Below are 11,327 nucleotides of genomic sequence, written 5' to 3'. Positions count from 1 at the left end.
AAGTCAATTGAATATGCTGCCATCTTTAAATACTATTCTTTACATTTATTACAGTTTATGAGCTTTGTGGCTGGTTTGATATCAAACTGCTGTAATTCATTTAAATTCTTGCCCTGCTGCCAAGACAATGCCTGCTTAATATGCTCCCAGAGTCGCTCAATGAGATTGAGTTCGGGACTATGGGAAGGTTGAAAAATGGGTATGATATTATCTGGGCATTTGAGAGCCAATTCTCTTATGGAAACTGCCGTTATCCATAAGAGAATTGGGATGACTGTCCAGACGACTTCCACTGCCACATTACCATCTATTGAAGGGCCGTCAGTGAAGTCATCTTTGACTGCCCGATGGAAGATCACAGAATACATCAGAGTACTTGTTACTCCCAAGAAGATGAAGGCACCGAGAGTTACTAAAAAGCTGATCAAATCATCAATTAGTTGCGATTTAGCTGCTGCTTGCGGGGGAAGCCACGAGTAAGCCTGTTTACCAATCCAGAGACTGATAGTGGTCACGGCGATCGCACCCGTAATCACGGTTAAAATATTTAAAATCTTGCGGATGTTCATAGTCATTGGTTATTGGGCAAATGACTTATTTAAGTGTTGTGTTCAGGTCTTGCCCCAATCGCAGCAAATTATCTGCTGTATTGTGTACGCCAAATTCGGTGGCTAGTTGCGCTCCTAGTGTGCCGTGGATGAACATAATGAACATGATTGCTATCCCTGCGAACAGATAGATCCACTGCACTTCTCTATCTGTCTGTTTATATGCTTGTTTGTCCCAGATGTAGCGTTGCCATCCTCTCCAGATGGTCATCCCAAGAATCAGTGCTAATAAAAAGATGCCACCTATACCATGCCAAATCATGGTTTGCATTGCCTGTAATCCCCAGGCACTCTTGACATCAGTAGGTGGTGCTGCTAAAAGCATTTCGTAAAAGCCTGCCGCCACAGTGAAAAAAGTGATAATGCTGGAAGCGATCATGTTGTACCAGCCAACATCAAAGAAGTTGGCACGTTTAACAGTAATCGCAAAATATTTGAAGACCCATATTTCCAAGGGAAACAGCACACCAACGATATCGAAGGTAATCCCAATGATGAACAAACCCAAAGTGAAATGGACTAAGTTGGGATGAATAGGAATGGTGTAAGGCAGTCCATTGGTACCTAGTTGTGTACTTAATTGATCAATTAGTTCCGAGTTCATCGCAAAATACCATTTTTTAATGCTTCAACAACTGGCACTGTGTGCAGTCCATATACCCAAACAAGTTCATCTCCAAGATATACTTGCAAACCAACTATTAGGGTTAAAAATAGCCCCGCTACTATATAATGAATCGATAATTTTTCAGAGTTGCGTGTGCGAAGTACATAACGCCAAGCTGTAATCGCTGCAATAATTCCAGACAGTGACCAGCCAAGCAGGGTATGCATGTTCAGTACTGCCTTAACAGCATCGTAAGGTCTTGCCAAGCCAGCTTTAAACTGACCAAAGATGACAGCAACAAAGATGGCGATCGTGGCGACACACATATTCCACCAGGGCTTTAGGATAAACGTACTATAAGTTTGAATCTCATTTAGGATTGCTATAACAACAGCAATTCTCACTATGAGAATTATTTTTACAGGGGAGCTTCATTTTGATAGGTAGAAGCCTTGGAATCTGATGCACTCCACCAAATAGGTTTTGGGCATTATTACGCCCAATGTTACAGTGCCATTGAAGGTTGATAGACAAAAAACAGGGGCTTGAGTGAAAAATACTGAAAAGGCGCTTAACACTGCATATCTCATCTGAAAGCGTTTATTCTTGCCTGAACCCCGACCAGATATGTTTGACTGAATCAACCTCACTTCTTGGCTTATGAGATGAGTTAACAAGATGCAAAAACCATACCTTTAAAAGAAAATTTTGCCTTGTCCAAGCTCATGATAGTAGTGATTCTTATGTGTACCTTATTTTTTTTGAAGAACTTTTGTACTTTTATTTATCCATATATAAAGAATATCATACATTTGGCAAATTTACTTGCGATCGCCAACTAATTTTCAAACAGTATTTGTGGTTACAATTAATCAGAAACTAGATGATTATCAGCCAATAACTGAGTTTTTTCTGTTGTTTCTGGGTGAGGAATTTTGACCTGTTCAAGAAAACGAGATATCCAAGGTAAAGCTACCATAATTCCTGTTAACACTAATAAAAATATTGCTATTCCAAAAATTTGGTCACGAGGAATTTCGAGAACTCCGCGTAAAATTACCTCTCTTAAAGCAGAAACAATAGTAATTTCTACTGCTGCGGTCACGGATGTCCTCTGTTGTTGTAGATGATCAATTAATAGGCGGAACAACTCTACTAAAATCAAAATGAACAGGATATCAGATGTTACTTGCCGCAAATCCAAGGGATGTAAAAAGGAGAAGAACATATCTCCTAGTCGGATCAGCATCACACAGAATAAACCAAGACAGAGAGAAATAATAATAAAGTCTTGAAAAAACTCCAGGTTGCGGACAATTATATTTCTTTGTAACCAGTTGTTTAACTTTGAAACTAGCCCTTTTAGCATAGTACTTCCTAATAGTCTAGATTGATTTATCTCCATAACCAAAATAGTGCTGAGTATCTAGCATCGATTACTCAGCACTCGGAACTGTATTCAATCCCCATAATTTAGCTATGGGGTTCCACTCAGCCCGATTAAACTATTTTGAACCGTTCAAGTCACCATGTATCGCTTCTGAGGTTTTAATTTTGGATACTGCGGTTGTTAAGCTATTCGCAGCTTTAATAATCTCTTGTAAGGTTTCGTTTATCATCTTCTCATCAACAGAGGCTTCTAATAAGTAAGTTTCCACAAAAATCTCCACTCGATTAACAATTATTTTGGCTTGAGAGCGTAGTTTGTTAAGGTCTTTGGTAGACAATTCCTTTATATTCATTGTTTGAAGCTCCTTTGGTTTCACAGGGTAAATTCTACATTTTTGGTCAGCAATTCTCATGACAAGAGGATTCTTCCAGTTCAGCCCTTTTTTGAAAGATAAAGCTTGCTGGAATACCCATTAAATCGTTCGCCTGTTGACTGCTTAAATGCCTTCAGATTCCCCAAATTAGTACAAAGGTTTCAAGCAGGAGAATTGCTGGCGCTGGCGAGTTAGCGGGTCTTTTTATTTCTTAGGACTTACGCACTGAAATTATCTTTTAAGACTGGGTGTAGAGTTTCAAGTCTTTAATGAAGCAGTAACAAGTCTTTAAGCGTCAGAAGTTTTGGTGCAGACATCAGAAGTTATTCTTTAGTCCCTACTGCGCGTAGCTTGCTCTCTACTAGGGGTACGGTATAAATAGAGCAACCATTTAAAATCCCTAAAAAGCCCATTCCATAATACTTTTGACTTTTGACTGAGTGACTTTTGACTTCCGCCTTGCGGCACTAGGGGTACGGTGGATGCTTAGAATTCTCTATGTCTTCTGGCTGCTGACTTCTTTTATAGCAACTTTAAGCCGAAGTTGTTGAGAGTTTCACGTAAGTTTTTGCATCCTTTTAAATAGTCTAAAGTTGCAATCCTCTCGGCTGAGTTTTGCGACCAATCAACAGCAGCATTCATCTTTTGTTCAATATAGAATTCCTTCATTATATCGTTGTAGTGAGCGATCGCTTCATCTTGTTCTGCTAATTTATAGGTTTCCCGGTGCAGTATAGCTGACTGCGGTAAACGTGGCTTAATAGCAGGTTGTACCTCAGGATTCGGATAACCCACACATAATCCAAATACGGGGAACACAAAAGGTGGCAAATTTAGTAGCGTTGCTACCTCTTGCGTGTTATTGCGGATTGCGCCAATATATACCGTTCCTAAACCAACAGATTCAGCCGCTAAAGTCGCATTTTGCGCTGCCACCGAGGCATCGACTATTGCTTTAAACAACAGTTCTATGTAATCCAGAGCCACATGAGGTAGTCCGCGACTGTCAGCAATATGAGCCATCCGACCTAAATCTGCTAACCAAATCAAAAATACAGGAGCCTGGTTAACCCATACTTGGTTATTAGACAGCTTGCATAATTCTGCTTTGCGTTCTTGATCTTCAACCGCTACCACACTCCAGGTTTGCAAATTAGCTGAACTAGCAGCAGATTGAGCAGCAGCAACTAGCCATTCCAAGGTTCCTGGTGGTAAAGGATCAGACAGATAAGACCGAACTGAACGGTGAGATAGTAATGTTTGTAGAGAGTCGTTCCAGTCAATTTCGTAGTTGAATGGAATCTCACCATAGCGCGATCGCAATAGTTCTGTAGGATTAGTCATGGTCAACTTTTGAACTCCAACACTTTTTTACGATTTCAGAGGGATTACCAACGACGATAAATAAGCAGGACAAGGAAGAACCAGAAAATCAGCCTCCTGATTTTCTGACAAAAGTGGAGAGAAAATGCTTGACTGCTACGCAGCTAACTGGGTTTCTCCTAAATCTGAAGTTAGGCGACTATTCCGAAAAAAAGCAACTCGTAAAGCTAGCCGACACTCAGATACAGGGCAAGTAAGCGGAGTTACCATATGCCAAGAATTGTTAGAACGCACAATCACAACTGAGGAATCACTCAAGGGGAGAATATCTTGGAAGGCAGATTCCGGTTGGGAGTCTTTAAGAATTCGCAAACAGCCTCCCCAGTCTTCAGACCATTGTTGATTGAAAAATAGCAGATGAGTTAAAACTTTGTTCGGTTCATCTGTATGGGGGTGATGCAACTGTCCTAATTTATATCGGCGAAATCCAATATCCATTACACAGTTATTTAGTTCCAACCCAGACATCTCGGCTATTGCTGCACGGTAAGAATCTGTCCACAGTCCTTCTATCAACTGTTGCCAGACATTACTTAGATGTCCCAAATCATAAGTAAGTCTGCCTTGTTCCATCCGCTGTCGCCAGCGATTATCACTGGATTTGAGCATCAAGGAAATATCCTCGCTAGTGGCAAGCATCTTTCCCCAAGAGTATCCGTATCCCTCTCCCTCTGACAAACGAAACTCTTCGTAGGGAAAACTTACAGCTAGTTCTAAGCTTGCCTCAGTTGAGAGCAGGTTTTTTATCAAAGCCCAATTATATGGGGCTTTTTGCATTGCTGTGGTATGAATGGACTGAAAATTAAGCATGGTAGAAAAAAAATGCTTTAGTAGAATTAACCAATCCTGACTACCCTGGACATCAAGTGGCATTGGAGCATCAAAAATCTGATTTACCTCTGCATCAAGAAACTCTGCTCAAGCCGCGGAAGTTTCATCAGTAGAACAGTTAGAAAATCATTCCAGCCAATTTTGTAATTGAAGGGAATTTCACTGTAGCGCATAGGTGCAGCCCGCAGTAGGCATTGCTCTAGTTCTGTAGAAATTGTCATAGTCAACTTTTGAACTTGAACGCTTTTTACAATTTCAGAGAGACTATCAACTTCCCCATTACGAGTTTGTTTGGGCATAAGACAACTGGCTTTAGCAGTAGGATTCTTCACCACTGCTCAAAGTAAGTCAAGATCAACCTCCCCAGAATCAAACTGCTTCCCTTGCTGTTTTCGTAATTTTGTTTGGAGACTACGTAACAAGGAGCGTAACACATCAGTCTTAGTGCGTTGGAACTGCTGGCAGTACTGTTCCAAAAATTGCAGTTCTTCTGAAGACAATTGAAACGTAATCCATCCTTGCTTTTTTCTTGGCATATCTATTACCAATTATATTGGTAATAGTTTAGCAGTTGGTACAATAATTGCGATGTACTTACGTTTTAATGAATAAAAGCACAATGCAACTTAATATTTCAGTAAATGTGTGCGTTCACCCTTGGGGAACCAAACTCAGTAGTTCTTCAACCGTGAGACTGCGCTTAACTTTTACTGACTTATGCTTTACAGCATCTAGCACTGATTGAATTTCTGGCTGACTGAGCGTGATTCCATGTTCTTGTAGCACACTAAATATCAGATGCCGACCGGAATGTTTGCCTACAACAAGGCGACGTTCCCAACCAACATCTTCCGGTGCAAACGGTTCGTAAGTGCCCGGATTTTGCAACACACCGTGAGCATGAATGCCTGATTCATGTGCGAAGGTATTTTCACCCACGATCGCTTTCCAGGGAGGAACTGGCCAGTTGGCAGCTTTTGCAACTAACCGAGACAATTCCAACAGCCGTTTTGTATCAATGCCCGTTGGGATACCGTAGATGTGTTTTAGTGCCATCACAATTTCTTCCAGCGCCGCATTCCCTGCCCGTTCACCAATCCCGTTTACCGTGGTATTAACCGATTGCGCCCCTGCTTCAAGACCAGCCAGCGAGTTCGCCATTGCCAGTCCAAAGTCATTGTGTGTGTGCATTTCTATGGGAATGAACAGATGATGGACAAGAGAGCGAACTTTGCTGTAAGTAGTCAGAGGATCGAGAATTCCTACAGTGTCACAGAAGCGAAACCGGAAAGCTCCCAACTCTTGAGCATAATACGCCACATCCAGCAGAAAAGATTCATCCGCTCTGGAAGAATCTTCTCCACCAACAGATACAGATAAACCGCGATCGCAAGCGAAATTTATCGCATCCCGCAAAAGGTTCAGCATTTTCTGCTGATTGCCGCCAAACTTGGCAGCAATCTGAATTTCTGAGACAGGAACCGAAATATGCACTCGCTCCAAACCACAATCTATCGATGCCTGAATATCAGACAAATTAGCACGGTTCCAGCCCAGTAATTTAGCGTTTAATCCCAGATTGGCAATGGCTCGGATCGACTCTGCCTCTTCCTGCCCCATTGCCGGAACACCAATTTCCAATTCTGGAATACCAATGGCATCAAGAAAGGTGGCGATCGCAATTTTTTCTTCAACGTTAAAGGCTACACCCGCCGCTTGTTCACCATCTCTTAAGGTTGTATCATTAATCTGAATGGGATGTTTGTTCATAGTGAAGTGATGATTCATGAGCAGCTAATTTGTTGTGTGATTTTGATTTGCTTGAGGAATTCGTAATTGAAATATAGAGCAACTAATTTGGGTTGTGGAAAGTAAAAGACATATTCCTTAGTCATAGGGTAATAATTACAAATTACGTTAGCGTAGCGCGGGACTTAGCCCATTACGAATTACGTTGACACTCCACCCTAAATATTCGCTACAACTTCCCCAATATTGCTGATGTCATAGCCGCCGAGAACCTCTAATTGTGATTGGACTAGCCGATGTCCCAAGGTACTGAGCAATTCCTGTACTGGTGTTTCTTCTAAGTATTCTTTGAGAATCACCAAGTCGTAGCGCGATCGATGTAGGGGAATAAATCCCAACCCAAAGGCAGCAGCTACAGATGCCGTACTGACACCTGCATCAGCAATTCCTGACACTACGGATAGAGCGATATCTTGATGGTTGTGAACGATATGGTCAAATCCTTTAACGGTGTGCAATGGTATCTGTTCTTCTTGGAGTTTGCGTTCCAAAAGCATACGACTACCACAACCTAATTCACGGTTGACAATAGTTATTCCTAATTCCACTAAGTCGCTGACTGTTTTGATTCCCTTTGGGTTTCCTGGTGGGACTAAAAGTCCTTCTTCCCAAACTCCAAGGGTAATTAAAACTGCACTCCTACCAGCTAAAGCTTCGCGTACAAAGGGAATGTTATGTTCTCCAGTTTCCGGATCGTACAGGTGCATCCCAGCGATGTGAATTTCACCTCGGCACAGACTACGCAATGCTGTCATACTGTTGGCGAAAATATGATGAACTCGCAGTTGCGGATGCCAACGTTCAGCTGCTCTTGCCCAGAGGGAAATCATCGGCGTACAACCAGCAATCACAACTGTATTTTCCAATTTATCGATATCATCAAGCAGCCGAACCAGAACTTTATTATTTGTACCTGTTTGGTTCTGTAATTTACCCTCCAGATCCTCTGCCTTAACCCCACCGGAGAACGGCAGTGTGCTTATACCTCTTAACCCTTTCGCCAGTTTGTCAACAGAGGAAATCTTGGAAAGTTCTGAATTGGAGCTTCCTTTGCTCAGATTTCTTTTTGCAACGGGGTGGCTCATCGCAACTGCTTCACCATCAGCCGGAATCATTTCTATGCGAAAAGCATCGTTCCCAACAAGGGGATGAGCTATCCATTGACCACCAATCCGCGCTAGACTAACTCGCAATTGCTGTCCGCTCTTGACTGGTTTGCTAAGAACTGCTTGAACTTCTGGTAAATCTTCCTCGAAGCAAAATAAGTCCTTAACTGGGCAGCCAAGCGCCTTGGCTAAACGCAGTGAGATAGCAACTGAAGGAGCATATTGTCCTGATTCCACACCACCAATACTCTGACGGGTTACACCAGCCTTGTTAGCTAAATCCTGCTGACTCATGCCCAAGCGAGTTCTAATTGACTTCAAGTTGTTGCAAAGATTCACGTCTAGTTTCATGAGACTGTATCTCTCCGTTAGAAAAAGCCGTAGCGGACAAACTTAATCTGTTAGGGCAATAGCAAGGTTTTCTAGTTTTTGGCGTTTTTGTTGGAAGGCATATTTATGTTTTGACAATTTCAGTGATTTTTCGCAAGCATAACATACCTCTAGCTAATATACTTGCATTCTTGGATACTATTTGGCGATCGCCTTTTGATCATCTGCGAACCAAGTCGGTGATCACCTAGAGAAAATGCTCAAATCGCAAGGCATCAAGTATTTACAAACTCTCAGCTTTCCTGTAATATCTTGCTACAATAACCCAACTTTTAGTCCGAGTGCGGTAAGTCCTGATCTAAATACCAATTGCCTTTCCTAGTGGGCACCGCCACCCACTGGAGTTCCAACCAGAGAGTGGGATTCTTTTCCTTCAACCTTGAGGCGGGATCGCGAATAATGCGTGTGGCGTTTATGCAAACAGCGTCCGATAGCCCCAAATCTTGGGCAACGCCTCTGAAAATGTCTTTGTAGGCATTGATTGAAGCAAACAGCATGTTAGGATAAAATACAACAAAATGTTGTATAAGTTTCGGGGGGCAGCCCCAGTAGGAATTTACGAGTTCGACGTGGCAGTACTGGAGCAGCTCGCCGAGTTTGGGACAGCGCCCCTGAGCTACGGTGATAAATTTTTGAACCAAAACCTCTTCAGTCAACATAATAAGTTCTACTCCTTCAATGAGGTAGACAAATTTTGGCGTGGGTGAGAATGCCCATTTCTCAGATGGTGGTAAGAAACTTACGCAGTTTTTTCTGCTTTTTCAAGTAAGAGGTTGCCAATTGCTCCAGATACTTTGTATGAGGGATAACCCCTACTGCATCGTCTTAGTCAAACAACCCAAACCTTACCAGCAGTTCCTCAAGCTGATCGTTAGACATAGATTTCGGAGTCACAAAATCTGTGTTCTTGTCAATCGTGGTTGCCAGGTTGCGATAGTGCTGCGCCTGTTCAGACTCAGGAGCATATTCAATCACCGTCTTGCGGTGGAACTCTGCTCGTTGCACCATATTGTCTCTGGGTATAGAGTAGATCATTTGAGTCCCCAGTTTCTCTGCCAGAGCTTTGATCAAATCATCTTCCTGATCGACTTTGCGAGAGTTGCAGATCAATCCTCCCAGACGTATACCGCCTATAGAAGAATACTTCTGAATGCTTCGGCAGATGTTGTTGACGGTATACATTGCCATAATTTCCCCAGAAGTGATAATGTAAACTTCTTGAGCTTTGCGTTCACGAATGGGCATGACAAATCCACCGCACACTACGTCACCCAGACCATCATAAAATGTATAATCAAGTCTAACTGCATCATCAAAAGCACCAAGTTGTTCCAGCAACCCGATTGATGTCAGAATGCCTCGACCTGCACATCCCACACCAGGTTCCGGCCCACCTGATTCCACACACAGCGTCTTCCCCCATCCTTCCTGGCGAAAGTCTTCTAGATTGACATCATCTTCTTCTTTACGCAACGTGTCGAGTACAATCTTCTGGTGGAATCCCCCCAATAGGAGGCGGGTAGAGTCTGCTTTCGAGTCACACCCTACAACCATCACCTTACGACCCACATCAGTCAGTCCAGCCACTACGTTTTGAGTCGTTGTGGATTTGCCAACTCCCCCTCTTCCATAAATAGCGATTTTTCGCATAAAAACCTCAGTAATGGCGTAGACTTATTGATTCGGCTCCAAAATTATGGTGTAATCAAGTAGAGTGCTGAATCAAAATAGAGTTGTAGTTTTTGAAAGAGTTGACTGCCCAAATTATGACAGTATTAACATAGTCAGACAGTGGACATAAACCGTCTATCCAACACTATAAATATTGCGGTTATCAGCTAGAAGTTAAACAGCTTCTTACAGATATAGCAGTAAATATTAGTGATAATTAGTGGGACGCGAGATATAACAAGGGTGCTAAAAATTAGTTGCAATACTGTTACTAAAAATTCAAAAAGCTCCACAGCTACGGCAAGTGAGTGAGAGGTTTTTGCTTCATCATAGTAAGACAAATATTCTTTTTACTGGAAAGAAGATACATAAAAAAATCAGTCCAGCCTACCCTATGGCAACGACTTCGCCAAACGAAAAACCGATTTTTTAGCGGCTTTGCTCCACTTCGATTAACGTTATGTCATCACCAATAAATGATGAGGCTGGTCTGACAACTCACTTCAAAGAAACCTAAGGAGTTTTCGTCCTTTTATTAGATTCCCTATAAATAAAGAATATCATACATCTGGCAAATTTACTTGCACTTTTAAATTAATTTACAAACAGTATTAGTGGTTACAATTAATGATCACGGCAGTTCCTTAAAGTCGGCAAAGCCGCGCAACGGACTGCCTCAGCTAGATAGCCTCAAAGCCGCCAATAACCAACTTTTTATTGTTGTTTGAAGTTAAGCAACTGTCACCTATTTATCCAACGGAGACATCCAGAATTAGGACAGCAATTACATTATTTATTTCTTTATTTTTAGTTAGAAGGGTCTGTTTATTTACTTTACTCAAAGTATTTTATATATAAAAATAAATATTGCTTTAAATTTAGTTAGACCTGTCTATTTATAATTGAATCTATTAATAAATTACAATATATCTTCATGTGATTGTTATCAAAATTACTATTGTTAAATAAAAAGGTTGATAGGATTTTGAAATCAAGGAAGTTAAAGAAGTTCTCTGATGAGAATACAAATATTGAAGCATCTTTCTTGATATCAGCTATTGCATAAGGAGCAATCAGCCATGCCAATGAAGTTGTTTAAGTGCGACGAATCGATTCCAGAACGGGAAAAGCACATATATATAAAAGAAAAAGGAGAAGA

The 11,327-nt window shown here is 41.6% G+C and carries 11 protein-coding genes and 2 pseudogenes; all 13 read right to left on the bottom strand.

Going from position 1 to position 11,327, the window contains the following annotated elements; genetic code table 11:
- Positions 1-244: 244 nt before the first annotated feature.
- Positions 245-569, bottom strand: a pseudogene (locus V7K49_RS29740) (cytochrome c oxidase subunit II transmembrane domain-containing protein); the annotation flags it as partial.
- Between the two features lie 25 nt (positions 570-594).
- The gene (locus V7K49_RS29735; protein ID WP_335208834.1) at positions 595-1,212 is read right to left on the bottom strand and encodes a DUF2231 domain-containing protein; all 618 of its coding nucleotides are present in this window, start codon (positions 1,210-1,212) and stop codon (positions 595-597) included.
- On the bottom strand, positions 1,209-1,613 hold the full coding sequence (locus V7K49_RS29730) for a DUF2231 domain-containing protein (protein WP_442948707.1): 405 nt from the start codon (positions 1,611-1,613) through the stop codon (positions 1,209-1,211). The genes V7K49_RS29735 and V7K49_RS29730 overlap by 4 nt, the downstream gene beginning before the upstream one ends.
- A gap of 470 nt (positions 1,614-2,083) precedes the next feature.
- Positions 2,084-2,584 (bottom strand): phosphate-starvation-inducible PsiE family protein, encoded by a 501-nt coding sequence (locus tag V7K49_RS29725; protein ID WP_335208832.1) that lies wholly within the window; start codon positions 2,582-2,584, stop codon positions 2,084-2,086.
- 136 nt (positions 2,585-2,720) lie between these two features.
- Positions 2,721-3,017: a hypothetical protein gene (locus tag V7K49_RS29720; protein WP_334977301.1), complete on the bottom strand. Its 297-nt coding sequence runs from the start codon at positions 3,015-3,017 to the stop codon at positions 2,721-2,723.
- Positions 3,018-3,500: 483 nt separating this feature from the next.
- Positions 3,501-4,322: an NADPH-dependent oxidoreductase gene (locus tag V7K49_RS29715; protein ID WP_335208830.1), complete on the bottom strand. Its 822-nt coding sequence runs from the start codon at positions 4,320-4,322 to the stop codon at positions 3,501-3,503.
- Between the two features lie 135 nt (positions 4,323-4,457).
- Entirely contained in the window at positions 4,458-5,138 is a 681-nt protein-coding gene (locus tag V7K49_RS29710) for a 2OG-Fe(II) oxygenase (protein ID WP_335208828.1), read from the bottom strand.
- Between the two features lie 116 nt (positions 5,139-5,254).
- Entirely contained in the window at positions 5,255-5,491 is a 237-nt protein-coding gene (locus V7K49_RS29705; RefSeq protein WP_335208826.1) for a hypothetical protein, read from the bottom strand.
- 108 nt (positions 5,492-5,599) lie between these two features.
- Positions 5,600-5,728 (bottom strand): annotated as a pseudogene (locus V7K49_RS29700) (CopG family transcriptional regulator); the annotation flags it as partial.
- A 115-nt stretch (positions 5,729-5,843) separates the two neighbouring features.
- The gene (gene nifV / locus V7K49_RS29695) at positions 5,844-6,962 is read right to left on the bottom strand and encodes a homocitrate synthase (protein ID WP_335208825.1); all 1,119 of its coding nucleotides are present in this window, start codon (positions 6,960-6,962) and stop codon (positions 5,844-5,846) included.
- A 197-nt stretch (positions 6,963-7,159) separates the two neighbouring features.
- A complete protein-coding gene (locus V7K49_RS29690) occupies positions 7,160-8,458 on the bottom strand; it encodes a substrate-binding domain-containing protein (protein ID WP_335208824.1) in 1,299 nt (432 codons plus the stop codon).
- Between the two features lie 311 nt (positions 8,459-8,769).
- Positions 8,770-9,156, bottom strand: coding sequence for a hypothetical protein (locus V7K49_RS29685; protein ID WP_273770495.1), 387 nt, complete (start codon positions 9,154-9,156; stop codon positions 8,770-8,772).
- Between the two features lie 166 nt (positions 9,157-9,322).
- Positions 9,323-10,147: a nitrogenase iron protein gene (gene nifH, locus V7K49_RS29680; protein ID WP_442942158.1), complete on the bottom strand. Its 825-nt coding sequence runs from the start codon at positions 10,145-10,147 to the stop codon at positions 9,323-9,325.
- Positions 10,148-11,327: the final 1,180 nt, after the last annotated feature.

The sequence above is a fragment of the Nostoc sp. genome (assembly GCF_036919675.1).
Classification (GTDB): Bacteria; Cyanobacteriota; Cyanobacteriia; order Cyanobacteriales; family Nostocaceae; genus Nostoc.
The sequence above is the reverse complement of the archived record's forward strand: the minus strand, read 5'-3'. Positions and strand labels throughout refer to the sequence as shown.

What these genes read in the sequence shown, in the direction of transcription:
- nifH (WP_442942158.1), bottom strand. Translation starts at nt 10,147, where the DNA reads ATGCGAAAAATCGCTATTTATGGAAGAGGGGGAGTTGGCAAATCCACA.
- V7K49_RS29720 (WP_334977301.1), bottom strand. Translation starts at nt 3,017, where the DNA reads ATGAGAATTGCTGACCAAAAATGTAGAATTTACCCTGTGAAACCAAAG.
- V7K49_RS29685 (WP_273770495.1), bottom strand. Translation starts at nt 9,156, where the DNA reads ATGTTGACTGAAGAGGTTTTGGTTCAAAAATTTATCACCGTAGCTCAG.
- V7K49_RS29715 (WP_335208830.1), bottom strand. Translation starts at nt 4,322, where the DNA reads ATGACTAATCCTACAGAACTATTGCGATCGCGCTATGGTGAGATTCCA.
- V7K49_RS29710 (WP_335208828.1), bottom strand. Translation starts at nt 5,138, where the DNA reads ATGCAAAAAGCCCCATATAATTGGGCTTTGATAAAAAACCTGCTCTCA.
- V7K49_RS29735 (WP_335208834.1), bottom strand. Translation starts at nt 1,212, where the DNA reads ATGAACTCGGAACTAATTGATCAATTAAGTACACAACTAGGTACCAAT.
- V7K49_RS29725 (WP_335208832.1), bottom strand. Translation starts at nt 2,584, where the DNA reads ATGCTAAAAGGGCTAGTTTCAAAGTTAAACAACTGGTTACAAAGAAAT.
- V7K49_RS29705 (WP_335208826.1), bottom strand. Translation starts at nt 5,491, where the DNA reads ATGCCCAAACAAACTCGTAATGGGGAAGTTGATAGTCTCTCTGAAATT.
- nifV (WP_335208825.1), bottom strand. Translation starts at nt 6,962, where the DNA reads ATGAACAAACATCCCATTCAGATTAATGATACAACCTTAAGAGATGGT.
- V7K49_RS29690 (WP_335208824.1), bottom strand. Translation starts at nt 8,458, where the DNA reads ATGAAACTAGACGTGAATCTTTGCAACAACTTGAAGTCAATTAGAACT.